We start from the raw sequence: 26,808 nt of genomic DNA on the forward strand, positions 1-26,808 counted from the left end.
ATTAATGGGTGAGTGCCTTTTCTTTTACCAGCGCCTCGATGCCTTTTTGCACGCTGCCGTATTTTTCAGCGTAGTCCAGCACCTGGACCCGCTCGCGGCCCTCGGTGGTAAAGGCGTAATATTCTTCCGGGCAGAGTTCGTTTTTAAAGACCTTCATGACCTGCCCGCCGAGATCGATAAAGATCTCGCGGTTATCCTTGTTGACCGAGAGCAGGATGGTCTTGCCTTTATCGGACAGACCGAGCGCGTCCTGCAGCTTGGCGAACTTGCCCTGGAATTTCCGCATATCCATGAGTATCTTGATATCGGCATTATTAATGATGGCGTCTTTGATGACCGGTGAATTGATCAAATCTTCCAGTTCCTGGGTGATGACGACCGGGATGCCGTTGAACTTACGGATGGTCTTAAAGGCGTAGCGCAGGAACTCGGCCATGCCTGATTTGGCGATGGCTTTCCAGGCTTCGTCGATGGTCAGCACCTTTCTTAATCCCGGCAGCTTGCGCATTTTGGAAATAAACAGTTCCATAATGATCAGCGTAACTACCGGGAAAAGGATCGGGTGGTCCTTGATCTGGTCCAGTTCGAATACGATAAAGGGCTGGCTCAGGAGTTGAAGGTTTTCCGTGGCGTTCAGCAGGTAGTCAAACTCGCCGCCTTTATAATAAGGGCGCAGCACATACAAGAAATTATCCATATCAAAATCCCGTTCCTTGACCCGGTGGCTTCGCAGCACTTTCCGGTAGTCGGTTTCAAGGTAATCGTAGAATGAGTTGAAGCCGGGGAATAAGCGGGTGTTTTGCGTCAATTGCTCATAGTAGCCCTGCAGGGCATTGGAGAGCGCCACGTATTCGGCGCGGTTAAAGGTCTCATTTTCGCCTTTCCATAGGGAAACCAGCAGCGCTTTCAGGCTTTCCTTCTTTTCGGTATCCAGCACATCGCCTTTACCCAGGTAGAACGGGTTGAATTTGATCGGGTTGTTTTCCTCATAGGTAAAATAATAGCCGCCGACCAGAGCGCAAAGGCCTTTGTAGCTGCCGCCGATATCCACGGTTACGCAATGCGCGCCCTGGTCATAAAGCGAGCGCAGGATATGGTTAACGGTCATGGACTTGCCACCGCCGGAAGTCCCGCAGACGAGGGTGCCCATGTTGCTGGTGATGCCGTTATGCCGGGGCGCGTCATACAGGTCGGCAAAAACCGGGCGTCCCGACAGCCGGTCGCAGAAGCGGATGCTATTGGCAGGCGGATCGCTGCGGTAATTGCTTTCCAGGTTCAGAAAGCAGGCCGCCTGTTCTGCGAAGGTGTCAAAAGTATCGTTCAGCGGAAAGTCACCGCCATTACCGGGGATGCCGGCCCACCAGATCTGCGCGGCACCGTCGGTTTCCGGTTTGGCCGCCGCATCCATGGCGGCCAGGGCCGAAACGACCTTGTTGCCGTTCTCCTTTAAACGGGTTTCATCCGCCGACCAGATCATCACGTTGTAGTGGGCTTTGACGGGCAGGCGCTGTTTGGCTATGGCTTCGTTTAAGAAATCGTTGGTCGCCTCCAGCGAAATGGCGTTCTCACGCGAATAGGCCGACAGGGATTGCAGACGCAGGCGTTTTTTCTCCAGTTGGCGCAGGGTGGCCTGCGCGTCGCCGACCAGGATATACTGGTTATAGATATGGCTGCAATCCAATAGTAAGCCCAAACCTGCAGCGAAGCTCACCGGGAAACGGGTCTGGTCTGTGGAATAGGCATCATAGGTCAGCCGCGAGCCGCAATGCGCCGGCAGTTGTTCGGCGTCGCCTAATGTGTAGACGGCCAGTTGCTGGCTGCCGATACGGATACCATCCGAAAGGCTGATGTCTCGGATTAATAGCTGGCTCTCCTCTTCCGGCAGAAAGCAATAACGCTCAATCAGCCCGGTTCTTTTCAATCGGCTTTGCAGGTCGGCGGCGGTCAGGCGGGTTAAGGTGATCAGCCGGGTATCTTCCAGCATGCGTTTGAACTGGGTGCAGATATCCAGGAACTCCTGACGCGCCTGTGCCTGCAGGGTTTCCTTCGGTACCAATACCGGGCGCAGTAACGTGGAGAACAGCGAATTGCTTTTAGACCGGCCCTGTGGTTTTTTGGTCAGATATAACAAACAGTCGTGTTTAAGGTATGGCCGCCCCGCAAAATACTTTGCAGCCGCGCCCGACAGGAAGCTTTGTTTGCTGCCTTCACCGGTGGCTATTTCAGCCCGTGTAAACCAATCCTGCTTATGCAGCACGCTGTCTTTGGGCAATACCCTGATCGCCTTAATCCAGGCCTGGTGCATGTTTTCGTAGTCGTCGTCCGAAAGGGTAAATATCTCGGGGAGCTGCACTCGGTAGGCCACGGTGTACTCGCCTTGCTTGGACAGGATGCAGTCATGCTCCACGCCCATGAGGGGCAGTATGTGTTTTAATTCTTTTTCCATCTCACAGATCTTTCTCGCTCGTTATGGGTGTTTTAAAATTTCGGCCGGTTCCGGGGCTTGATCCGCCGGGCGTTTTCCCGGTGCGCTTCCTGCAAGGCCTCTTTGTTGCGCCGGATCAGCGCCGGGATATTAGTTTCGCTTAGCGGCATAATTTCCGCTTTCAGGTCCTTTTGTATGGGATGCCGGCGCAGCAGCTCGCGTTCATCCATGCCGTACTGCCGGGCGGTGGCCACGGGGTCAAGGCCGATTTCATTGGGGATCTTCAGCTTAATGACGCCCTCGGGGAATTCCAATAGCTTGGGGTCAAGTTCCACGACCTGTCTCAGCACCGGGTGGTAAAACGCTTCGTAATGCCAGCCGTCGCTGGTCAGGTCAAAGCTTTTCAGGCTGATCACCGGATGAAAGTTGGCGGCGTGCCTTAATTCGTGCAGGTGCAGGTCGATGATAAAAGCTTCCCCGGCGAGGTCGATCCGCGGCAGGACACCGTTTAACCGCTGCTCGACCGCTGTTTGGTCAACGATGAGTTCGAAGTCGGATTTACCCATTACCAGCTCAGGCGGCAGGCCATATTTGGCCGACATGCCTTCCGGATCAAGACCGGTCATTTGCGGTACGGTGATGACCTTTACACGGTTCTCGTCAAACAGGTCATGTACCGCGCGCTGTTCGTCCAGGTCATACAGGAGTTTGTAAAAGGCGCCATGATCCTGCATGTCGCTGATAAATGAAATTTCATTCGACTGGTCATTGGTCTGGCGCAATACTTGTTTATCGATATCCACCTCGAAGCCGGTGCCTTCAATCTCAAAAATGACGGGCGTTTTTAACTTGCTCATTTTACTTCTCCTTTTCTGATAAATGTTGAAAGCATCTGCGGCTATAGGATTTTAGTACTTTGGGGATACGCTTGCGGGCGGCGGCTTTCATCAGGCCATGCTCGCCGTACTTGCGGCTGAGGCCGAATATTTTGATACTGCCGTAAGCGGCGGCGCTGCCTGTCACGGATAAGCAAACAAGCGTTCCTGCACCGGTGATATAGAGCGCGGCGAAAACCACCAGCAGGCCCATGACCAGCCCGGCGAAATACCAGATGTACTGCGCCCGCAGGCCGCGGAACTCGATGCTTTTGTTGATGCCTTTATTGATTTGATAGATGCTATTATTCATAATTATTATTTTTAAAGTCTGCCGAAAGCCCTCCCTTCCGGGGAGGATTGGGTGGGGCTTGCTGATACCGTTCTGCACTCGCGATGGTATCATGGATTGCGCCGCCATGACTGAACAGCGCCAGGCGCTCCAGCCAGAAGTTGCGGTTACGGCCCATCACCACTGAATGGTAGCCAAAGGTGACGACCAGTCCGCCAGGTTCAAGGCAGTCAGGTATAGCGTCTTTAAGCTGCCGGAAGGGGCTGCAAATGATTCCTTTATAGAATTCCATGGACTTGCGGTAAGCATAGGGCGGGTCAAGCAGGATGGTGTTAAATTTTTTACCGCTCCAATTGCGCAGGAATTCCAGCGCATCCTGATGATGACCAGCCGGCATGGCCGGATCACGGTCGTTGCGGGTTTCATCGACCGTGAGTTTTGTTGGTCCTGCAAAAAGGTTAAGCACCCGGCCCTCACAGGTTTGCTCCACCCAGTTGCGGATCGCCTTTACTGAAAAAGTATAGCGGTGCAGCGGGCAGCGGATATGGTCGAAGTGCAAGGTTTTCATATCCGTACTCCTTTCGCTCTTTTCAGTACCTGCTCAGCGCGTTCTTTCATTGCGTTACCATTCGCTACGGTTTTCGACACCCATTGCTCCATTTCAGTGTTGTCTTCAGCTGGCCGGATCATGACGACTTTGGCTTCGGTATCTGCCCCATTATTATTCTGCTCATTAGTGGCTTGACTGATGGCTGTTTGTTCTTTTTGCTGTTGCAGTTCCTGCTTCGCTTTGATATTCTGCGCGATCTCCCGCTCAAGCCGAACCAGATCGGCTTTCATGTTTTGCAGTTCGCTTTCTCTTTCGAATTTCTTGCCGAGCAGGCTTTCCAGTTGGGGGATCTGTATCTCCAGTTCTTTTAATTGTACACTTGTTTTTTCCGCCTGACCTTCTGCCTTGTCAATGGCGTTCAGATAATAGCGGGCGGCCAGTTTGGGGTTATCGGTATTCGGGGCGCCGGAACTGTACACATACTGGTTACCCGTTTCCGGGCGCAAAGCATACAGCCGGTTATAATAGCTGACCGGCTTATCGCTGTCAAAGTTGCCCAAGTGCCGCTCGATCATCAGGTCGAAACCGTACAGATTGCCGAGTTTGGCCTTTCCGGTCGTTCCGGCTTCCGGCAGCCAGTTCCGGTACTTGGAGATGAGGAATTTTCCTATGGCTACGGGATCGGCGCTTTTCAAGTTATCCAGCTGGATACTGTTGATCTTCGTGCCGTCCTTGTCGGTTTTGAGGTTTTGCCGGTAAGCTTTTACATCAGCAGACACGCTGAGGACTTCCGCGCTCAGCTTTGCTTGCTCCTTCAGCTTATCTTCCAAAGTGTACTTGGAGCGGTTGATATCCCGGTAATGCGCTGATTTCAGGCTTTCCAGGGCTGCGATCTTTTTCTCCAGCTTGGATTTTTCGAGCAGCGATGTATCGCCGGAAAGGATGGCGATGTACTCCGAAAAGTTCATGCCGCTCTTTTCATCCACCGAACCTTCATCGATACTACGCACGTTCAGCTCGCAGTTTTTCATTTGCGATATGAAGGTTTGCTTATTCTTCAGCAGGTTGAACTTGTAATTATCCAGCGACTGCTCTACCGCATAGATGTAGTTTTTGACCTCATTGCCGTAATGTAGTTTGGCGATCTGGTTGCCCTGTCTCGCGCCGCGCCCGTTGCGCTGTTCCAGCTCACTGGGTTTCCAGGGAATATCCAGGTGGTGCATGGCAATCACCCGCTGCTGCACATTCAATCCGGTGCCTGCCTTTTCCGTACTGCCAATGAGCACGCGGATATCGCCACGGTTCATTTTTCTGAACAGTTCCGGCTTTTGCCTGTCTGTCCAGTGATGAATAAAAGTGACCTCACCAGCACGCACGTTCAGATCGCTGACCAGCTTATCCTTCAGTGCATCATACAGGTTGAAGACACCGGGTTTCGGCGTGCCGATATCGCAAAAGACGATCTGTGTTCCCCGGTGCGCAGTGGAGGCATGGTATAATTCGGCGACTTTGCGCGCGCAGGTATTGACCTTGTTATCCGGATGGTCACCGTAAGCTGGGTTGATAAGCCGCATGTCGGCCGCCATCTTTTTGGCGTAATTGGTTGCGATCAGCATGCGGCCCTTATCTTCATCCTCGGTGAGTGGCGGACGTCCGATCAGGGTAGCATCCCCGGTTTCGGCGAATTTCATCAGGCGCATGATAAAATCGCTTTGCTGCTGCGTAGGTGTAATATTGACCAGCTGTTCATCCAGCGCCGGTTTATCCAGGCTGATATGTGCTGCAGTCTTGTAATCCGTGATCTCGTTATAGAACAATGCCAGCTCGGGCACCTTGATAAAATGACGGAAGCGTTCCTTGCTGATGATCTGGTTGGTTACGGAAAACTCGAAGTCGGTGGTTTTCCTGGCGAACACTGCTGCCCAGCCGTCAAAATTGCTGATGCGCTGTCGCTCCATTTCCTTTGGCCGGAGGTATTTGAAGATCAGGTACATTTCTGTCAGCGAATTCGAGATCGGCGTACCGCTTAAAAAAGTCACGCTGAGATCACTGTTAAACCGTTCCTGCAGGGTGCGGACGGCAAAGAGCATGTTCAGGGCCTTTTGACTGCCCTCGATATTGCCCAACCCCGCTACCCGGTCATGCCGGGTCGTAAAAGTCAGATTCTTGAATTTATGCGACTCATCAATGAACAGGTGGTCAACGCCTGTTTCGTTAAAAGTGATTCCGCTGTCCTTCTTTTCAGTGATCTCCTGCTCCAGCGTTTTGAGCTTGACCTGCAGGTTCTTTTTACGTACTTCCAGTCCTTTCAGCATCCGGCGCGAAACCTGGCCGCCCTCCAGTTCAAGCGTGATAAGGTCTTCGGTAACCGCGTCCAGTTCTTTACTGAATATTTGTTGCTGGATCTCCGGTGACTGCGGGATCTTGCCAAATTGGTCATGCGTCAGGATGATGCAGTCCCAGTTATTGTTCTTGATCTCATGAAAAATGCGCAGGCGCTTATCCGGTGTAAAATCATGCTCGCCTGGGAAAAGTATGCGCGCATTTGGATAAGCTTTCCGGTAGGTGTCGGCGATCTGGTTGACATTGGCTTTCAGCGCCAGGATCATCGGCTTCTGTACGATACCGAGGCGTTTCATTTCATGCCCCGCGACGATCATGGTCAGTGTTTTGCCCAGGCCGACCTCGTGATCGATCAGCCCGCCGCGGTTTTGAACGATGCGCCAAGCCGCGTTTTTCTGCGAACTGTAGAGCTCGCTGATACCCAGCGCTTTTTTATCGAGGCCGGGAAAACGCAGGTGGCTGCCATCATATTCCCGGAGCACATAACAGTTAAAGGTCCGGTTATACAGCTCCGTAATTGCCTGCTTGTGATCACCGGGCAGTTCGTGTAGCCAGCTGGTAAAGCCGTTACGGATCTGCTCGATCTTTTCATGTGCCAGCTGGATGGCTTCGTTATCCGGGTAGCGTTTGGTGGAATCACCCACCTTGACCTCGTAGCTGAAATAGGGCGTGGTATTTTCCAGCGCATGTTCCAGCAGCGTATAGCCATAGGTCGTGCGGTTACTTTCTTTCGGACGGATGGCGAACTCCCGGCTGATCTTCAGGTTGCTGCCCTGGGCCGCTACCTTGAAATTATCACTGGAGGCCAGGTAGCTGATGGTCACCGGCACTTCGAAAAAATCACTCGCGAAGCGCTCATAATAATCATTCGGAAACCAGCGTTCTCCGAGGTTAAAGTCCAGCAATTCGAACGGGATCTGCTCGGGCTGGGCCTTGTCCATAGCTTCCAGGCTGCGTCTGATTTCGGGGTCACCGGGGTTTTCGGCTTCTGCCGCCCGCGCAGCAGCCAGTTTTTCCACCACGTTGCCGCTCAGGTATTCGTCGCGTGTTTCCCAGTTCCGACTTTGCGGATTGAGAAATACGTGGCTGTGCAGGTTGATAATGGTTTCTTCGGGATCAAGGCCGGTCGCCGCTGCGATAAAGCCGATATCCACCCGGCCATGATCGTTGAGACAGCGCGCCAGCGCAGATACGGGATCATCGGTCTTAAATGCTTCCGCCTGCTGAAATACCGGCCCGTTTAAAATATCTGCGGGCAGAAAGTCATTGCCCTCGCGCCGCTCGATAGAAGCCAGTACCTTAAAGCCGTCTTTTTCATCCGCCAGGATAAGCCGCCGGTTGGCCGGACGGTTAAGTTCGCCGTATTGTTTTTTAAAAATGGCATAAGCTTCGTTCAATTGTTCCCGGAGCAGAGGAAACGCCTGGAGCGCTTCCGCCTCGTAAGTGTAGAGTGTATAGTAACCGTCCCGGATGCGCAGGTAAGCGCGGTAGAACAACGCATCCTTCTGATCCGCAAGTGGTTCGAATACGGCGCGGCTTCGCTCGTGGTCAATATCTTTGATGGTACCGGTTTGCAACCCAACCGTTACCAGGCTGCCTACTTCATGAAAAGGCCGCAGATCGCTGAACCAGGTCTTTTCTTCCTGCCGGTCAAAGTTAAAATAGCTTTTTAAGCTCTGGTCGCCCTCGAAATAAAAGTGGTGCCCGTATTGCGCGAGTTTAGCAGTCAGACCTTCAACCTCCCGGCTGAAGGCGCTGCCATAAAGCCAGGCCAGCGGGAAACGGAGTTCCTCAGCATTGGAAAAAAGTTTATAGGCATATTGCTTTCCGGCCTGCAATTTAGCGGTGACCAGCACCACACTTTCATGGTCTGTATTATCCCTTGTTCTGATGGTGCCGATAGAGCGGACAGTTCCCGGAATGACTGCCGCCCGGTCAGTGTCGGTCAGGTAATCCAGCGCCCGGTTGACCTGTTCAGCCGGCTGGCTGTCGAAGAGACCAAGCTGTACCGATACGGCCACCGCTTTATTTTCCGGCACGGGTGTATAGGTGAGCTTTGGCAGTTCCTCCTGTTGCAACGCTACTTCAGGGTTAACCGAGTGCCGGGCGCGCATATAGGCGTTGAGGTCTGCACGTCGATTTATGCCGTTGGAGATCTGTTCGCGGAGCGGGCCGGCGATGGCATTGATATCACCTTTTTGCCAATATTCAACGGTGGCCTGCCCGTACTGGGTTTTACCCGGCCGAATGGTATCAGCCGCTACGATACTTTCTCCCTGGCTGAGGATATAGCGGTTCACCTGGTACCGGCCGAACTCGTTCTCGCGCCAGTCCGTGTCCAGCAATTGCTGTTCCTCTTGAGTAAGGGCTGTTTTACCATCCCGCTTTTGTACAATCAGCAGGTGGCTGGGGGCTTCGGTATTACCAGTGTCCTTCATCAGGTTGTCGGGCATCAACGACAGGCTGATAAAATCGGCACGGTTAAACAGGTGTTCCCTGGCGGCTTTGTTCGATGGTGCGTTCAGGAAGGCATCGGTGGTAATAAAGGCCATGATGCCGCCATCGGCCAGCTTATCCAGCCCCTTGGCAAAAAAATAATTGTGGATCTTGCCGGAGAGCTTTTTGTCCGGGTAAGCCGGGTCATAGACCTGGAAATTACCAAAGGGGATATTGCTGAGGATAAAATCGTAGCGGCCGTTTTCGGATGCCGCGGTTTGTTCCAGTCCTTTGATCTGTACGGTTGCAGGAACTGGTAAGGCGCTTGCTAAGGCGGTGAGTACTTTACCGGTGAGCAGGTCTTTTTCAACAGCAGTTATCTGCTGCAGACCGGGAAATGTTTTGACGGCCTCCGAGATAAAAATGCCGGCACCGCTGCTGGGCTCGTACAGGCGTGATAGCAAAATGGCATGTTCCTTCAGCACCTGATACAGCACCTTCGGCACTACCGCGGGTGTATAATAAGCGGTAAGCACACTGTCCCGGAGCGAATCAATCGCGGTTTTATAATCAGCTTCACCGAGTTTTTCCCGCAAAAGCCCGTGCAGTTCCATGACCGATGGGTAAAGCTTCAGGTCATTTTGGGAGGCATTCAGTTTTTTCCATTCGCCGGCGGGGCCTTCGGGAAACAGTACAGCTTTGAGGCCGCCGAACCCGGTATAGGCGCGCAGGGTTTCCAGCTGCGCTTCCTCCAGCTGGTTCCCTGGCCGGAAGGCGAGCGCGATCCGGATCGCCGCGATATTGGTCCGCAGTTGTACTAATGAATTATAGGCCATTGTTTCTCGCTGTTTCTTTTTGCTTTGTTCGGTTAGCGTACCAGGTATTCGCTGATCATGCCCATGACGGCATGTCTCAGTTGACGGCTGTCTTCGGTTTCCTCTCCGAAAGCGAAGACCTCGAAAATGGGCTCACAGGCACCGATGAGGTTGATGAGCTCATAGGTCAGGATGCCGCTTTGGAGCATCCTCCGGTAGTCCGGTTCAAATTCTGCCTCCAGCAGTTCGCGCATATAATTGAAGCGCGAAGGGCGCAGGTCGCGGGTGAGTTCTTCGAGGCAAAGTGCTTCGGTGACATACGCCGGGCGCTGTTCTTCCTGCAGCTGTGCCAGCAGATCGGTGATGGAGTCCACCTTTTGCTTCAGGTAATGTTCCAGCCGGTATTCCTCCTGCAGCGCAATGAGCAAGTCGGTATGGTTATGCAGCAGATAATCGTGCAGTTGTCTGATTAGTTGTGTTTTCATGACTGCCGTATTAGATCCCGAAGAATGATTTAATAATGGTTGCCACCACCACGAGGAAGATGCAGGAGCCGAACCAGGCGGCGGCAACTTTGGAAGTGTCCTGGTCGCCGGAATTCCATTTCTGATATACCTTGACGGCGCCGATCAGGCCGACGATGGCCCCGATGGCGTACATCAGATTGGTGCCGCTTTCAAAATAGCCGCGTACCTGGGTATTGGCTTGCTGGATGCCGGCGTTGCCGTCTTGAGCGCTGGCTTGTAAGATTTGGATGATGAGCAATCCGCAGACCGCACTCGTTTTCAGGGCTTTGCCCACGATTTTTCTCTTGCACGTTTTCATGTTCACTATCGTTTGTTAATTATTTTCAGGGCATAGCTTTCCCGTACCCGCTCCGCACGCACCTGCGGAGGGGCTGGAAAAGATTGCTGCCGCCGTTTCCCCTTGCCGGCATTAGCCTGGCGCTATGCGCCGGGACGTTCGGTCAGCAAATGCTGTTGTTGGTTTTATTTCTTCCGGTGCCCGGCCCCGGTTAAGGGGCACGGGACGGAAGCGGCAGGCCTGCTAACGTTCCCACCACTGATCCACTTCATCTTCGGTCAGCAGGGCGGTGCCGGTTTTTTCGCATTCGTTGACGATCAGGTGGCTGATCGCGGGCCTCTCCGGAGCGGGGAATGCTGTGTGTTGTTGCAGGATCTGCTTCAGCTGGGGGATCAGGATCGCGGGGGCAAAGGGTTTGTCGGCAGCTTTGGCAATGCAGGCTTTGAGTTGGCCTACGAGGATGTCGGTTTCGCTGATGGTAGCCTCCTGGTAGGCTGTTTCCATTGGGTTTTGTACTGCCGCCGCCATTTGTTCATTTTCAGGCTGGTACTGTAAGGCCTGTAATGGCGCACCGGCTTTATCGCCGCTGAGGCGGTTTAGCAGATTTTGCAGCTCGGGCCGGTAGCAGCGTAGAATAACGAATATGTAGTAAATAATCATTGCCACGAGCACGGCGCTTAAGTATTGTAGCCAGCTGATTTGGTGCAGGAGATGGTTCATATTTTTTATCGCTTTTGGTTTGTTCAATTAGGGCAGCGCTTGCTGCCATTTGTTAATACAAAGCAACCGGATTTGGATACGCGCAAAAACTTCAACTTCGCGCTGCACCCTTGTTGCAGGTATTGAAGCCTGGTGGAAATGAGTGGTTTAAAGAGGTGTTTTGGTAGTGTTTAGGTGTATTTTTTTTGATGAAAACAAAAAAGCCTCCCGACGGGGAGGCTGTATGGCTTAGAATTATGACGGTAGGTATTAGTATTCTTTGATCTTGCTGATCAACGCTTCGAGGGCCTCGATTGCGACGGCTTTATCGCTGCTTTCCATTTTGTAGGTGCTGGTCCGGGCGCTTTTCCAGGAGAAATCTGCAAAGCGCTCGGTCGAGAGGAAAGGTACGATGCTTTTGAGCACCTGGCTGAAGGAGCGGGCGACGACAAGCTTAATATCATCAGCTGCTTTTAAAATAATGGCGATCTGGTCGACGCTCAGTCGGCAGAGCACTTTAAAGAGTGCCTGGATCTGGGGACCATCAAGCTGCGTCCCGCTCAGATAGGTTTGGTAACGGAGGTGCACGCTCTGGTAAAGTTCCTGGAGCAGATCCAGCAGCAACTGGCCGGTTTGGCGGAAGGGCCCGCTGCCGGGGTATTGCGCGAGGTTGATGTGCATTTGTTGCTGCAGCAGGCGGATAGCCTGGTCATAGTGACCGGCGACGACCTTGATATGGTCACCGGAATAAAGGGAGAAGGCCTGGTGCTTCAGGGTGGCGGCGATCCGGCTGAATTCTTCGGGCAGGCGCTCACGAATAGCGGCCAGTTCCGCGGGCTTTAAGTGATCAACCGGATTCTTGTCCGGGTTTAAGGTAATCTCGGCCAGTTCGTCCAGCCAGTAAAAGGGGTAATTCTTTTCATCGTTTAATCGCTTGCTCATTCCCACAGTATTAAGTGAATAATGGCGGGGCCGCAAAAAACTAGGCATACCGGTATATTTTCGCTAAATCAGGATGATTTCAAACGAATGTTTTGTTTTCAGGAAGGTATGATGAATTGGCGGGGCCGCTTTGGTTAAAAGCTTAAACACGGGTTAGTGCAAGTCTGCGCCTTTTGAAGGTACTGGTATACCTGTGGAGAACGCAGAACAAGCACGCCCGCGTTTAAGCGGGCATTGCACTTGCTCTTGGCTCTCCTTTTTAAAATTACCAGTTTCTCAAAAGGCCAAGAAGGTCGTGAATGCTAAAATAGCTTTGTATGTTAGAAAACAGTACTGTTTCTTATCTTAAATTTTGTTGCCATAAAGGTAATAATTTATGTGTCCTTACTTAATGATTAATTCTCATTTCCCTTTTCAGCAGCTGCGAACGCCCAGCTGATGACCTGCGCGATGGTGGCTTTCAGCGCCTCGCTGTCTTTCTCCAGGTTAATATCGATGCCGCAAACCTTGCTTCTATTGGTGTTGGCGTGCAGCACGATATAGTAGATGCCGCCGAGCAGTAACGCAATCACGGCTTTAAAGCTGATACCGCTGTTCCGGAAAAACGGCTCGGTCAGCCCCAGCAGTTTATCCCCTTCGCGTTCCCTGGCCTCGGAGATGCTGCGCATGAGCGGATTTTCCTCGCTGATCTGCCAGAGGATGATCTTCTGCATTTCCTTGTTGGCGTTAAAGAAACGGTAGTTCTCCTGCATGAGTTCCATAAACAGCGTTTTTACCCGGTCTTTGTCAGCATCTTTCCCGAGCTGAAATCGTTCGAAAAACGGCGGCCAGTAATCCTTTTCCATAATATATGCTTTCTGCAGGTTGGCCAGGCTGTCAAAATAGTACCTGACCAAGTTTTTGTCCCGTCCCAGATAACGCGCGATGGCATTGACCCTTAAGCCGGTATAACCTGTGTTTTGCAGGATCTCGCCGATGGCGTCGATCAGCCGGCGTTTGGTCTGATCGGGGTCCCTGATTTTATGTCGCTTCTTCTTTGTAGCCATAGGCAATGGGTTTTAGTTGGCTGACCTTCAGCTTGCCGTCCACCCATTGCCAGGCATTGAGCACCTGGTCGAGGTGTTCCTGCGTATGGGTAGCCATCAGGCTCATCCGCACCCGGGCATCCTTTTTGGACACGGCGGGATAGCCGATCTGGTTGGCGTAAACGCCGGCCTCCAACAGCAGCTTGGTTGCTTCTGCGGCCAGTTGCGGGTCACCTGTTTTGACCGGGATGATCGCGGAGGCGGTATTGCCGGTATCCAGCCCGAGTTCCAGCAGCCCGTTTTTAAAATAGCGGATATTGGCCCATAGTTTGTGCTGCCACTCGGGCTCATCGTCGACCAGCCTGATCGCGGTGGATATACAGGCGGCGGCGGGCGGCAGGGTAGCTGAAAAAATATGCTGCCTCGAATGAAATTTTAAATATTCTACCACTCCAGGCTTTGCCACGACATAGCCGCCGACATGGGCGAAGCTCTTGCTGAAGGTACCGGTGATGATATCGATCTCCTGGAAAAGATCATACAGCTCGATCACGCCGCGCCCGGTTTCGCCGATGACCCCGGTACCGTGTGCGTCATCAACGACGATATAAGCGCCATATAGTTTACAAAGCGCCACGATCTGGTAAAGCGGGGCAAGGTCGCCGTCCTGCGAATAAACGCCATCGATAATGACCATGCGGGTGCGGTACTGATCCTGGCTGATCCGTAAGATGCGTTCCAGCGCTTCCAGGTTGTTATGGGGAAAGGTCTTGATATTGGTGAGGATACACCCTTCCTGCACGCTGGCGTGCACGGCCATATCAAGGATCGCGAGGTCCTCCTTTTTGAGCAGGCACTGGAGCATCGCGCTGTTGGCGGTATATCCGGTCGTATAAACGATGGCGCTTTCCCGTTTGAAAAAGGCTGCAATGCTTTCCTCGATCTCCCGGTGAAAATGATAATGCCCCCCGATAGCCGGGGACGCGCCGGCGCCGGTGCCGTATTGCTCAATGGCCGCGATGGCGGCAGCTTTAACTTTCGGATGCTGGGTAAAGCCCAGGTAATCGTTGGAGACGAGGCTGACGAATTGCTGATGAGGGTTGCCGGCGATGCGGAGTTCAGCCACCGGGCCGCAGCCGCTGAAGGATTCCTGCCGGTAGTTCCAGTGACCTCGGCTTTGCCAGTTATCAACGTAAGCGGCCCATTCGCAAGCGCGCTCATCAGGTCCGAGTCCCGGTATGTTCTCGAAGTCTTTAAAGCTTTTGTTTTCTAAATTTTCCATGTTATGATGAATTGATTTAGGCGAATTTACCGGGCTGTTTCGCCCCTGCCGGGGAATTAGGGGGCGATATTTTAACTTTTATTTAATTTTTTTGAGTGGGTTATGTAAAGCCCTTTCGTTTTTAAGAAAGCGCGCCGGGGATTCAGGCCACCGGCACGCTTGCCATTAATTAACTACTAACTTCTATTAACTTATAATATAAAGAACGATGTTCGGCCTTACACGCTGTCTTGTTAGTAAAGACAGGTATATACGCCATCCCCTAACTAACGAAGATCTTTTTCCTGTCGTAAACGCACCAGCATGTCATTAACCATGTCCGGCAGGTCGTATCGCGGCATCCAGCTCCAGTCGTGGCGAGCCTGATGATCGTTGATGCCGGTCGGCCAGCTGTCGGCAATGGTCTGCCGAAAATCGGGCCGGTAATCGGCGCGGAAGGCAGGAAGGTGTTTGCGGATCGCGGCTTCGAGTTCGCCGGGACTGAAGCTCATGGCGGCAACGTTATAGCTGGTACGGACAGTCAATCCGAGGGATGGGGCTTCCATGAGTTCCAGTGTGGCCCGGACGGCATCGGCCATGTACATCATCGGCAGGGTGGTATGCGGTTTCAAATAGCAGGTATATTGCCGGTTCTTAATGGCCTGGTGGAAGATCTCCACGGCATAATCCGTCGTACCGCCGCCGGGTTGCGCGGTATGGCTGATCAGGCCGGGATAGCGGATGCTGCGCACGTCCACACCATAATTATCATAATAATACCGGCACCAGTTTTCCCCGGCTGCCTTGCTGATGCCATAGACTGTGCGGGGCTGGGTAATGGTATGCTGACTGCAAAAGGCCTTTGGTGCATGGTCTCCAAAAACGGCGATGCTGCTCGGCCAGAATACTTTTAACTGGTCGATCTTGGCAGTATCCAGTACGTTTAGCAGGCCCTGCATATTCAGTTCCCAGGCCCGTAGCGGCTGTTTTTCAGCTACCGCCGACAAACTCGCCGCCAGGTGATAAATCTCCGTGATACCTTCGTCCTGCACCAGTGCCTGTATGGCAGTTTTGTTGAGTACATCGAGTACCTGAAAGGTATGATCATGGTTTGCAACTGGCCTTTTGATATCGCTGCCGATGACTTGGTTCGAACCATAACGTTCCCGTAAGGCCACGGTCAGTTCGGTACCGATTTGGCCGTTTGCGCCGGTGATCAATATCTTGTTCATCGGATCATCTCCAGTTCTTTTCCTGTTTTGGTAAAGGCCGCTATGGCCTTATCCAGATGCTCCTTTTCGTGTGTGGCGCTGAGCTGCACACGTATCCCCGCCTTGCTCTGCGGTACTACCGGGTAATAAAAGCCGATGCGTTCTTTTTTATATAAACCGGCAGCTTTCGTAGCTGCTGACTCTTGTTGCATTATCAATTGTAATTTAGTATACATAGATTCAAATTGGTCATTTTTTCTCATGTTGACAGAATTGTTTGTCTTTTGGGAAAGTCTCCTGTTTAAATACCCTGGCGCCCTATTTTTCACCGTTTTAAGGTAATAGGACGGCGGTCTTGGGTTATTAAACAACCAGTGGACTATAGCTTTTGCATTCCTTCATCACGAAACTGCTTTCCACATGCTCCACGTTCGGCTGTCCACAGATACGTTCCATCAGGAAGACATAATAGGCCTGCGGCGTGGTAGCGGTCACATGCAGGATAAAATCCCAGCCCCCCGATACGTGCAAACAAAACTGTACTTGGGTCATACGGGTGACGGTCTGCTCAAAATCTCCGAGCAACATTTGCGTCTGTCGCTTGAGTTTGACGTGCACAATGACCAGCACCGGCTGGCCGGCCAGCGCCCGGTCGAGTACGGCGATATAGGCCTTGATATAACCCGCCTGCCGTAGTTTTTTTATGCGTTCGTGCACCGGATTGGCCGAACGGTGCACAAGTTTGGCGAGTTTGGCAATATCAACGGAGGCATCCTGTTGCAGGAGCCCCAGCAGCTTTATATCGATCTCGTCAGGCTTGCCGTTAATCATACGCTAGGGTTTGGGTAAGGCGATAAACCTGATCAGTTCACTCCCGTTGACATATTTTTTCGCGGTTTGCTGTATATCGGCAGCGGAAACTTGCTTGATCCGTTCGGCCTGACCAAGAAGGCTGTTCAGATCCTCCCCGTTTTGCAGTTTGGTTGTCAGATAGCTTAACCAGTAGCGGTTGTCCTGCAAGCTGGTTTCCAACTGGCGCTGTTCCTCGGCATGGAATTTTTGGAGGTCGTCCGCTTCCGGACCCTTCGTTTTGATCGCTTCGATTTCCTCCAGCGCAGCAGTGATCAATCTATCCACGTTCGCCGGAGCGCACCCGAAATAGATCACCAACTGGTAACGGTCGCCCGGGCCGTGCTCGCGCTGGAACTGTACGGATGGCGAATAGGCCCCACCTTCGCTTTCGCGCAGGCGCGCATTCATGCGGAACTGTATGACGTCCTTCAGCGCCGAAAGCTTCAGCACTTCGTCCGGGCTGTAGGTAAAATCCCCGTGGTACACGAGCATGACGGTGGCTTTGTCTTCTTTACCGGCATAAACCGTTTTGGTTAGCGTACCGCCGGGGATGCGGATGCCCTGGTCTTTGGCCTTTTCGGGCTGCCCGCCGCCGGAAAGACTGGCAATATACTGTTCGGCCAATGGTTTCATTTCATTGGTGGTGAAGCTGCCGCTGAATACAAAAGTAAAGTCACCCGCATCAGCAAAGCGCTCCTTATAGATTGCATATAAGCGGTCGAGCGATATCTGTTGCAGTTTTTGCAAGCTCGGACCTGTTTTCCGCACATTGTAATTGCCCAGCACGGCGCTCACGCTGTCCTGGAAGATGGCCTGCGGGTTGCTGTAGCGGTTAGCGATGCCTTGCGAAGAGCCACTTATGATCTGCGAGAACATCGCTGTATCCTTTCGCGGCTGGTTAAAGTACAGATACAGCAGTTCCATGGCCGTAGGCAGGTCGGCCTTGGTGCTGCCGCCTTGGAGGCCTTCCCAGCGTTCATTGATAAAAGGTTGCACTTGAACCTGTTTGCCCGACAACATTTTGGGCAAAGTGATGGCATCAAAATCGCCGAGGCCTGAGGAAGCAATAATTCCTGCCGCATTGGCCGCGGATTGGAAGTCGGCATCGCCGTAGAGCGAGGTACCGCCTGGACTGAAAATGCTGAATAATACCTGGTCGTTTTTAAAGTTGGTCGGCTTGAGCACGACCGTGGCCCCGTTGCTTAGCTTCCAGGTCGTAATACCCAGTTCCTGGTTTTTTGTTTCTGAAACGATCTTTCCCGGTATGGGCAGTTTGGCGATGAGTCGACTGCCGTTTTGTTTTTCCGTATAGGCCGCTACCGGTTGCAGGTCCCGCGTAGCGATCCAGCCGTTTACCGTTGCTTCGTCCGGCAGTTCACGCCGCTTACTTTCCGGCGCGGTCAGGATGATGTCGCGGTTGGTATCGCTGATCAGTCGGCCTGTTTCTGCATTAATGACCGTGAGCGTAAGTTCCGGTAGCAGTTCGGCTGCCAGTTTGTTTTCGTAACCGATACCCGGTGCGGGTTCATGCTCCAGAAAATGACGTTTGAGCTCATCGGCCAGGGCCGTGGAATGCTGCCGGTCTTTTTCCCGGAGCAGGGCAGCCGCTTGCGCGCTATAGGCGGCTTTCACCCGTTTAATCTCGCTTTCAGTGAAGCCATAGCGTTTGATTTGTCTTACGGCGGTATAGGCCAGATCAAAACCGGCTTTGAGCTGTCCGTCTTTGACGGTAAATTCCACAGACAAGGCATCCAGTCCATGGATCACCTGCTGGTAGCCGCCCTGCATGTTCAGCACCGGTGCGCCGGGAGTTTTGCCGATGTCGGAAAGCCTTTCGGCCAGTAACTGTCCGCACAAATTCCGTAGCAGGCTGGCCTTGTAATGCGCCCGGCTGCCTTGCTGTAATGCAGGCGTTTTGAAGTCGATCTTTATGCTTGTTTGCGCCAGTTCCGGGTCTGTGAGGGCGAGGAAACGGTCTTGGTTTAGTAACCTCGCCTTATAAGCCGTCCTGGTTTTTTCATTTTTAGGATTTAACAGGTCCGAAAACAAAGCCTTCACCTGCTTTTCAACCTGCGCTGCATCCACATCGCCCACCACGATCAGTGCCTCAAGGTTGGGACGGTACCAGTCGCGGTAAAATGACGCGATGGCGGGTTTTTGAAAAGTGGTGAGCACTTGCTCGGTGCCAATCGGCAACCGCTGACCATAGCGGGAACTGTTGACCTGGAAGGGGAAAAGCTTGGGTAGCAGGCGGTCATTTGCGCCCTTGCGCAGCCGTTTTTCTTCCAGTACGACGCCGCGTTCCTTATCGATCTCCGCGGGGTCGAGCGTGGCTTCGCCGGCCCAGTCCCGCATGATCTGCAAGCCGTTCGCAAAAAGTTTCGGATCGTCGGTAGGTAGAGGTAGTTGGTATACTGTTTCGTCAAAAGAAGTATAGGCGTTCAGATCGGCGCCAAAGCGGATGCCGGACTTTTGCAGGTATTCAACCAGTTCGTTCTTGGGAAAGTGTTTGGTGCCGTTAAAGCTCATGTGCTCAACGAAGTGCGCCAAGCCTAATTGATTCTCATTTTCCAAAATAGAACCTGCCTTGACGACCAGATACAATGTCGCCCTTTTTTGTGGTTCGGTATTTTTTCGGATAAAATAGGTAAAGCCATTGGCCAGCTTTCCGGTATGAATAGCCGGATCAAGCGGCAGTTGCTGCGCGAAGCCGGAAAATGCCGCGAACAAGCCGGCAATGGTCATCAAATAGCGATGGTTGTTTTTCATGTATGGGTTATAAAATGTCTTTGTGCTTGATTTTATTGTTTAATATGGCAAAACAGTATCTGCCAAGCTTAACTGAGTTCTCCTTTACCTGTTACCAAATCAGGCAGCTTGATGTCCGATGCGATTAACGGTCATCTACATACGACAAACGCAGAGCCGCAGTCAGTACCGTTCCGATCTGGCCGTTCACTCCGGTAACTAATATTTTGGGTGTTTTACTTTTCATTCCTTTCAAAATAGCAGGGCTGCAACTCGGGCGTGCCCTGCTGAAAAACTAATCTAAAACTGCCGGAAAGCCTCGCTCTTCCTACCGGGAAATCTAATTATGCCTGTACCGGGCTTCGCGTTAGGGATTAACCGGTCTGAATTTACCTGACAAAAATGCCTTCCGATGAAAGCCGGTTCCTGACTTCATTCAACTCCTGGTCATTTCACAGCATCAGCGAGCGAGCAATAGGCTTTGTAGCCTTCCTGCTTAGGCATTTGTTCTTTTAATACATTGCAGCTAAGTGTCGTTATCTTTAAAAAAGACACGGGAATGAGTAAAAGCATTTCCAAACATGATTAAATTTCATGCCATTGATTATTTACGTGTGTTCACATTAGATCTCATGGATCAGGGATTTGGCCATGTCTGCTCATTGTTTTTCATTTTGTTCAAGGTTTCCATAAATGCCGGTCTATTACCAGACAGTCGGATTGCTTTTTCCTGCCATTCGATTGCTTCAGTTTTCCTCCCTCTTTTATATAATAAATTGGCATAGGTATCGTAAGCTTCTATATTATCCTTGTCAAAATGTTCCAGATCATATTGCATCACTTTAATGGCATAATCGAGTATTTCAGGATCATTTATCTGCTCAAAAATCGCCCATGAAACATTATTAATATGCACCTTGCTGTGGTACAGGGCAAGATCAAAATAGCCTCTATAATATTTTGCCAGTGAATCAACCTGCGGAGCTTTACCCCAGTAGTATATTAGCTTTTCCATCAATAACCGCTCCCTGCCTAATTCGCCGTATTTGGTAATCACTTTTTCATTGATGGATTTCCAATCTGGATTCTTCATCCTATCGGACATATAAGGCAGTATTTCCTCTTTGCTAATCATGTCCATGATGAAGTTCTCAGCTGCATAATCTCCCAGAATCTTATTTATTTTATCGGATTCGTTCTTAAATAGTTTAAAACCTGCGTCTGTTGAACGAATCGTTATCCGCTGTATGAATTTCAAGTTTTCTTTGCTATACGAATTGTTAAAGTCTGTTAAATATGCATCTGTTATGCGTTTTACATTAACTTCATCCTTTTTTCGCACGCCCATTAGGATCAATCCACGCAAGAAAGTCGTATCCCTTTTTCCCTGATTGAACTCGCTCAGTAGCACAGGATATTGGTCATCCGTATTGCTTTTATCAAGGTCTTTTGCGATAAAGAATGCCGGGTCGTAATTAAAGCCAGAACTGTTCAGATTAATCATTTCTGAATGTATGGCCCGGAGGTTTGAAACAGGTATTTTAATGATTTCTCGGTCATAGGTCATTAAACCATTTTCTTCACCCTCCACATCAAATGGCTGTGTATAAATAGAGCCACTTAAACCTTCCGCTTCCAGAGATTTCATTTTTTTGATCATTCCCGTGTATTTGCTTTTCAGTTCGTCTGCGCTAACCTGCACATATCCCCAGCCGGTCAGGTCGTCCCATTGATGAAAGGGAACGGGTACCCCGACACCTCCATATTCTCCCAATACCCTTGCTTTGCCTTCTTGTCTTTCCGCATTCATCGGTTCAGGATAAGAATGCACATCGGTAATATCAGATGATATATAAGGATGTTCAGCGGGTGCTCTGAGTTGATTGTTCACATAGAGCAACTCTCCGCTATGCCCGTTCACTAAACGGGTAGGGTCTTGATGCTTTACCCATTCGGTGAGACGCTGCTGGTCATAGGCTCCCCAACGCTCATTGAACAATACCCATGTAGTAATACATGGATAATTATATAATTGTGAAATCGTTTCCTTTGCCTGCTGTTCAAAAGCCTGTTTGGCACCAGTAGGCAAACCTTGATTGGGGTTCACAAAATCCTGCCATACCAGAACGCCTACTTTATCGGCATGATAGTACCAGCGGGCCGGTTCTATTTTGATATGCTTGCGAATAGTGTTAAAGCCCATTGCCTTGATCGCTTTGATATCAAAGGCTAATGCTTCATCAGTTGGTGCGGTATATAACCCATCCGGCCAGAATCCCTGATCGAGTGTACCTAAATTATAGGTGTATTTGTTATTCAAGAAAATACGGTCGAATCCCTTTGCATCTTTTTTGATTTCTACCTTACGCATACCGAAATAGCTTTTTACTTCATCCTTGCCTAAGTGAATAGCTAGGTCATAGAGGTATGGGTCATCCGGTGACCAAAGCCGGGCATTTTTTACTTGAACGGTAATCACAGTATTAGACCTGCCCTTTACCCGTTTTCCTGCAACAGTAATTTCAACCAGCGCGTCGCCTGCCGAGCGGACTTCAATATTGACCAATGACCTATCCACGTCAGGTGTTATCTTCAAACCGCTTACATAAGCCGCAGGAACTGTTTCCAGCCATGCCGTCTGCCAGATACCGGAAGTCGGCGTATAATAGATATTTTCCGGGTTAAGCACCTGTTTGCCGTGCGGGCCATAGCCCTGGTTAGTAGGATCATACACTTTGACCAGTAATTCGTTTGTACCATCTTTCAGCGCATCGGTTATATCCAAACTGAATGCGGTGTAACCGCCTTCATGACCACCCACGTCCCTGCCATTCAGAACTACCTGGCACCGATAGTCCACTGCGCCAAAATGTAGCAGAACCCGTTCGTCGGTTTTGATCTTTGGTTTATCTATATTCCGTTTGTACCAGAGTCGCTGCGTCGGTAGCAAAGTTTTCTTGACTCCTGACAGAGCGGATTCCAAAGGATAAGGCACTAATATTTGTCCTTCATAACTATCCGGCTTATTAATACTATCGGTAATAGCATAATTCCACAATCCGTTCAGGTTCGTCCAGTTCTTGCGTCGTAATTGCGGGCGGGGATAGTTATTCAGGGGTTTGTCAGGTTTAACATCTTTTGCCCAACGGGTTTTTAAAACCGTGGATTGAATCGTCCAGACTTCCTGTGCAAGTCCGCTTATCGAAAATTCAAAACATAGCGCTGCCACGAGCAGCCATTTTTTTTGCTGGTGTCTCATTAAAAAATATTTAGATTATAAATTGCTGTCTACTATTTGTCTTTTATTTTATTGGCTATGGCACTGCTTCCGGGCTGTCCAGTTCCAAACGTTCATCAAAGCCCTTCAAAGCCGCCGGTCGCCCCTGCGTCATCCATTTTGGCGCAGGCTTATCCATTAGATAATGGTCAAAAAATTGCCGGACTCGTGTAGCAAAGTCATCTGCTGACTTACCTGATATTCCATGATTGCCATCCTCATATTCCAGCATCCAGACCTTTTTGCCAAGGCGGCGCAAACCGGTGAAGAACTCTATGACGTTTGGAAATAAACAAATGCCATCCTTTGTGGTATGCATTATTAGTAAGGGCGTAGTTACCTTGTCTGCATTAAAAATTGCAGAGTTCTTTATATATTGCGCTGGAATGTCCCAGAGTGGTTTGCCCATTCTAATCTGACCGATCTCGAAAAAAGCATTTTGACTTGTACCATCCTGCGCAAGGCTCCCATAGCCGCTGATAACATCGGCAATGCCCGAGGCCGACATACCCGCTGCAAATACATTGGTTTTTCCTATGAGGTAATTAGTCTCGAACCCGCCAAAGCTGCATCCTTGCAAACCCAGTTTATAAGCGTTCACAAAAGACAATCCTTTTAGGTATTCGGCACCCGACACAACTGCATCATAAGCCCCTTGCAAAGGATTGCCAATTGTATAATAAATATCAGGTGAAAACACCAGGTAGCCGTTGCTGACAAAAGTGGGAATGTTAATATTACATCCATCACAAAGGCTCCCCGGTTTGACATAAAAGTTTTTAAACTCAGAGCGTCGTTCGTAGATGTATACAATAACTGGATACTTCTTAGTTGGGTCAAAATTTTCCGGTTTGTACAGGACACCCTTCAATGTTCGGCCATCATAAGACTTCCATGTATGGAGTTCTGTAGTATACCAATTGTAATTTTTTTCAGGGTGAACGTCTGATAACCTTCTGAACTTCCTAAAATCTTCTGTAAAAAAGAAATTGGGTGATTCTCCGGCACTCATTCTCGAAATAAGATAAGCGTTGGCATTTCTTGCTTTTTGAGTGATATTCTGCCCATAAGGTAAATATTGGCTGTTTTTAATCTCGTAGATGTAGGGCCCTATTGTCAATAATTCTGGGTTAGTAGATTTTCCTATCCTTGCTTTGAAATATCCTTGATCGATTGTAGATTCGTTCAGAGCAGTCAGAATTAGTTCCGAGTTGGACTGAGTAGTATTTTTAAAGTTCTCTGGCATATTGAAAATGATATGATTATGCTTTCCATAGCCGTTTGTCAGATTAACTGGAGGCCGTACCTTCCTGAGATCAATCTGCCAAAGATCATTCCGGTCATATAAAAGCACTGCGTTTTGATCAGAAACCCATCCCGCTACACCACGGGCATTTGTAGAATCTTCAGAATTTCTGGAAGATGTCAGCCAATCGGTAGTTATTCCTTCGGTTATCTTTTTGGTAATACCTGTTGTCGTTTCATAGCTAAAATATTGTCTTTGTATGGGATCGAAATAAACCGCAAAATTTCCATTGGGCGAAAGATTAAGCGTATATGGCATTGACAAGCTCCGCTTTGCGTCCTTAAGTGAAACGATCGTATATATCCAGTGCGACGCGGCGGCCATGTGTGTGCTTTGGTTTCTGTATAGCCTTCCGTATTCGCCGTCGCCGGGATAGTCGAAGCTCTCACCCGCATCTTGTTCCAAACGGACAATTTTAGCAAATGGATTAAGAATATCGACCACAGCCATATATGTAGGTATTTGTCCTGAGTCTTTCAACTGCTGGGGCTGCAATTTCTGGTCTTTATAGCTCCAAATATTAAGTTTTACGGCATCAGAAAGTACAGGATTCATCTGTTTCTCTTTGGGTTTAAGGGAAAGAAACAGTTTATTGCCATCGTTGCTGAACCGGGAAATCGCGGCGATGCTTAAGTCTGTGTCGAGCCCTTTTGCTACCTTTCGGGCATGTTTTTCACCCGCACTATAAAGCCATATTAGAGGGTCGTTACCGGTATTAATAGTGTCGGTTGCCATGAATACCAGGCGCTTACCCTGCTGATCCATAACTAGGTTCGCTATTCCCGAGGCCCGAATAACTTCCTTAGTTGTCATTTTTTCGAGTTCCATCCATTGAATGGCCTGCTGAGATCTATTGTCAGATATTTCTGTTTTCAGCACAAGAGCGTTCCCGCTATCTGCAAACTGATATTCCAGCACATCAGGAATGGTGGTTTCTTTATGTGTTGCCAGATTAAGCAACACCAGTTTTTCTGGTGCTGCTTTACGAAAAAAAGCGATCCAATTTCCGTTCCCTTGTTCAGGTATAGAAAAGGAAATGATTTCCGGAATATATTGTTTGTCCGGTCGACCCAATCTAAGAATGGCCAGGCTATCTCCATCTGTTTTCAGCACGGCGTAACGGCTATCAGCAGTGAAAGTAGGATAGTCCTTGTTCGAAAGTGTTACCTGCCATGCCTTTGCCGAAGATTGAAGGATGGTGGTAAATCCCCGGGAATTGTCGTATTCTCCTTTTCTTACATGGTAAGCAACGAAATTACCATTGTTGCTGATAGTGCCCATTTCGACACTTTGCCACTGGTCGTAAGCCCTTGAACTGAGAGTTGGTTGACTTTTTCCATTCCTTACCTGACCATTAACAACCGCGGGGCGTAATAGTATTACCAACAATACAAGGGGATTAATATGTCGCATTTTTCGTTCTTTATTTTGTGATATTTTGTTTGATGTGCTTAATAGCTGGGGTTTTGCGTGAGATTTGGATCTTTCAGGATCTCGCCGGCCGGTATTGGGTACAGCTGCCGGTTGGTGTTCCAAATACCACCTTTTAATGGGGTTACGTTGCTCATTACCTCATTTACTTTATTCAGCCTTTTCAGGTCCAGCCAGCGATGCCCCCACTCACTGAAAAGTTCGACCTGTCGCTCGTGCATAATTGCTTCAAGCAAAGCTGTCTGTGCAGTAGCAGTTGTTTTATTCACTCCTGCACGCTGACGGATGGCGTCCAAATCGGTTGCTGCCTCAGATAGTTTATTTTGTTGTGCCCGCGCTTCTGCCCTTATCAGGTATTGTTCGCTAAGTCGAAGCACCATTGCATATTCCGTTACTGGTTGACCAAATTCTGAGACTTTATATTTATAAGAATAATAATAATCCACCGCTGGCGTAACTGAATTGTCCGTAAAACGACTGATCCATGACACTTTACGCTGATCTCCGCTTTCAAAACTGTTCAATAGTTGATTAGAAAGATAGACCGGCCACTCATCTGATAGGCCAGTAGAGGGGATAATAAATAGGCGCGCATCTTCAGTATTAAAGCCATTATTTACCGGTTGCAATTGCCAAATTGCCTCTCTGCTATTCATCTGAAACACATCATTTAATCCCGTTAAGCCGTACAGGGCGGTATGACCAATGACCTCGGCAGCAGTATTTTCAGCGTTCGCATATTCTCCATGGTATAAATAAGCCCGTGCTAACAAAGCAATAGCAGCCCATTTATTAGGCCGCACTCTTTCAGAAGTCGCGTTTACTAAAGAATTATCCACATAATTATCATTTAATATCGCTTGTGCCTCCTTTAAGTCAATGATGATTTGCTGATACACGATATCCTTTGGGCTGCGTGACAAGGTTGAGTTCACAGTATAATCTGTGGAAAGAGCAAGCGGTACATCACCGAAAAGATTGACTAGGTAGAAATAATAAAATGCCCTGAGAAATTTAGCTTCTCCAAGCAATTGATTTTTTATCGAAGGAGTCAGTTCCGAAGAACGGCTTAATCCTTCAATAGCAGAATTACAAGTAAATATAAGGCTATATAGATTGCTCCAAGGATTCGGATATCCGAAATTACTGCTAGTCAAAGAATTGGTATAGAAAGCACTATAAGTCTCATTGTGTGTACCACTATACAGCACCAGTTCATCCCCGGAAAGACCGGTTAATAGCGGCATACTAGTCACACCATTGCTCTGAAGGCCACTAGAACTCATTTTTATGTATAAACCGGTCAACACTGCTGTAGCACTGGCTTTGTTTGAGTACACATTCAATTCCGTGATATTCGTGTCCGGCGGATCAACTTCAACCAGCTTTTTACAGGAAGTGATTGAGAAAATAAAAATTAGCAGGTATATAGTAATCCTACCATTTAATATATGCTTGATATTTATTTTATGTTTCATTGGATTAAGATTTAAAACCATTGGATATGTCTTTTGTG

Annotated in this window: 17 protein-coding genes and 1 pseudogene; all 18 read right to left on the minus strand. The window is 49.7% G+C overall.

The window, feature by feature from the left end:
* Position 1 precedes the first annotated feature (1 nt).
* Complete coding sequence (locus ACP26M_RS19935; RefSeq protein ID WP_426582624.1) at positions 2-2,446, minus strand: TraG family conjugative transposon ATPase; 2,445 nt, start codon at positions 2,444-2,446, stop codon at positions 2-4.
* Between the two features lie 32 nt (positions 2,447-2,478).
* Positions 2,479-3,282, minus strand: coding sequence for a hypothetical protein (locus ACP26M_RS19940; RefSeq protein ID WP_426582625.1), 804 nt, complete (start codon positions 3,280-3,282; stop codon positions 2,479-2,481).
* A gap of 1 nt (position 3,283) precedes the next feature.
* A complete protein-coding gene (locus ACP26M_RS19945) occupies positions 3,284-3,613 on the minus strand; it encodes a DUF4133 domain-containing protein (protein WP_426582627.1) in 330 nt (109 codons plus the stop codon).
* Positions 3,606-4,160, minus strand: coding sequence for a hypothetical protein (locus ACP26M_RS19950; RefSeq protein WP_426582629.1), 555 nt, complete (start codon positions 4,158-4,160; stop codon positions 3,606-3,608). The genes ACP26M_RS19945 and ACP26M_RS19950 overlap by 8 nt, the downstream gene beginning before the upstream one ends.
* Positions 4,157-9,757 (minus strand): helicase-related protein, encoded by a 5,601-nt coding sequence (locus ACP26M_RS19955; protein WP_426582631.1) that lies wholly within the window; start codon positions 9,755-9,757, stop codon positions 4,157-4,159. Before ACP26M_RS19955 ends, ACP26M_RS19950 begins: the two co-directional genes overlap by 4 nt.
* Positions 9,758-9,789: 32 nt before the next feature.
* Positions 9,790-10,221 (minus strand): hypothetical protein, encoded by a 432-nt coding sequence (locus tag ACP26M_RS19960; protein WP_426582633.1) that lies wholly within the window; start codon positions 10,219-10,221, stop codon positions 9,790-9,792.
* 10 nt (positions 10,222-10,231) lie between these two features.
* Entirely contained in the window at positions 10,232-10,561 is a 330-nt protein-coding gene (locus ACP26M_RS19965; protein WP_426582635.1) for a DUF4134 domain-containing protein, read from the minus strand.
* 222 nt (positions 10,562-10,783) lie between these two features.
* Positions 10,784-11,260 carry a hypothetical protein gene (locus ACP26M_RS19970; protein WP_426582636.1) on the minus strand — a complete coding sequence of 159 codons (477 nt, stop codon included), beginning with the start codon at positions 11,258-11,260 and terminating at the stop codon, positions 10,784-10,786.
* Between the two features lie 249 nt (positions 11,261-11,509).
* Positions 11,510-12,181: a hypothetical protein gene (locus ACP26M_RS19975; protein ID WP_426582638.1), complete on the minus strand. Its 672-nt coding sequence runs from the start codon at positions 12,179-12,181 to the stop codon at positions 11,510-11,512.
* 395 nt (positions 12,182-12,576) lie between these two features.
* Positions 12,577-13,227, minus strand: a complete 651-nt coding sequence (locus ACP26M_RS19980; RefSeq protein WP_426582639.1) for a TetR/AcrR family transcriptional regulator — start codon at positions 13,225-13,227, stop codon at positions 12,577-12,579.
* On the minus strand, positions 13,202-14,488 hold the full coding sequence (locus ACP26M_RS19985; protein ID WP_426582641.1) for an aminotransferase class I/II-fold pyridoxal phosphate-dependent enzyme: 1,287 nt from the start codon (positions 14,486-14,488) through the stop codon (positions 13,202-13,204). The genes ACP26M_RS19980 and ACP26M_RS19985 overlap by 26 nt, the downstream gene beginning before the upstream one ends.
* Before the next feature lie 266 nt (positions 14,489-14,754).
* Entirely contained in the window at positions 14,755-15,699 is a 945-nt protein-coding gene (locus tag ACP26M_RS19990) for an NAD-dependent epimerase/dehydratase family protein (RefSeq protein ID WP_426582643.1), read from the minus strand.
* Positions 15,696-15,836: pseudogene (locus ACP26M_RS19995) on the minus strand (glycine C-acetyltransferase); the annotation flags it as partial. The gene ACP26M_RS19990 and the pseudogene ACP26M_RS19995, both read right to left, overlap by 4 nt.
* Positions 15,837-16,041: 205 nt before the next feature.
* Positions 16,042-16,509: an Lrp/AsnC family transcriptional regulator gene (locus tag ACP26M_RS20000; protein ID WP_426582645.1), complete on the minus strand. Its 468-nt coding sequence runs from the start codon at positions 16,507-16,509 to the stop codon at positions 16,042-16,044.
* 3 nt (positions 16,510-16,512) lie between these two features.
* The gene (locus ACP26M_RS20005) at positions 16,513-19,299 is read right to left on the minus strand and encodes a M16 family metallopeptidase (protein ID WP_426582647.1); all 2,787 of its coding nucleotides are present in this window, start codon (positions 19,297-19,299) and stop codon (positions 16,513-16,515) included.
* Positions 19,300-19,915: 616 nt separating this feature from the next.
* The gene (locus ACP26M_RS20010; protein WP_426582649.1) at positions 19,916-22,537 is read right to left on the minus strand and encodes a sugar-binding domain-containing protein; all 2,622 of its coding nucleotides are present in this window, start codon (positions 22,535-22,537) and stop codon (positions 19,916-19,918) included.
* A 55-nt stretch (positions 22,538-22,592) separates the two neighbouring features.
* A complete protein-coding gene (locus ACP26M_RS20015) occupies positions 22,593-25,397 on the minus strand; it encodes an alpha/beta hydrolase family protein (protein ID WP_426582651.1) in 2,805 nt (934 codons plus the stop codon).
* Positions 25,313-26,770, minus strand: coding sequence for a RagB/SusD family nutrient uptake outer membrane protein (locus ACP26M_RS20020; RefSeq protein ID WP_426582653.1), 1,458 nt, complete (start codon positions 26,768-26,770; stop codon positions 25,313-25,315). The genes ACP26M_RS20015 and ACP26M_RS20020 overlap by 85 nt, the downstream gene beginning before the upstream one ends.
* Positions 26,771-26,808 lie beyond the last annotated feature (38 nt).

This window comes from Mucilaginibacter sp. R-33 (assembly GCF_049949235.1).
Lineage (GTDB): Bacteria > Bacteroidota > Bacteroidia > Sphingobacteriales > Sphingobacteriaceae > Mucilaginibacter.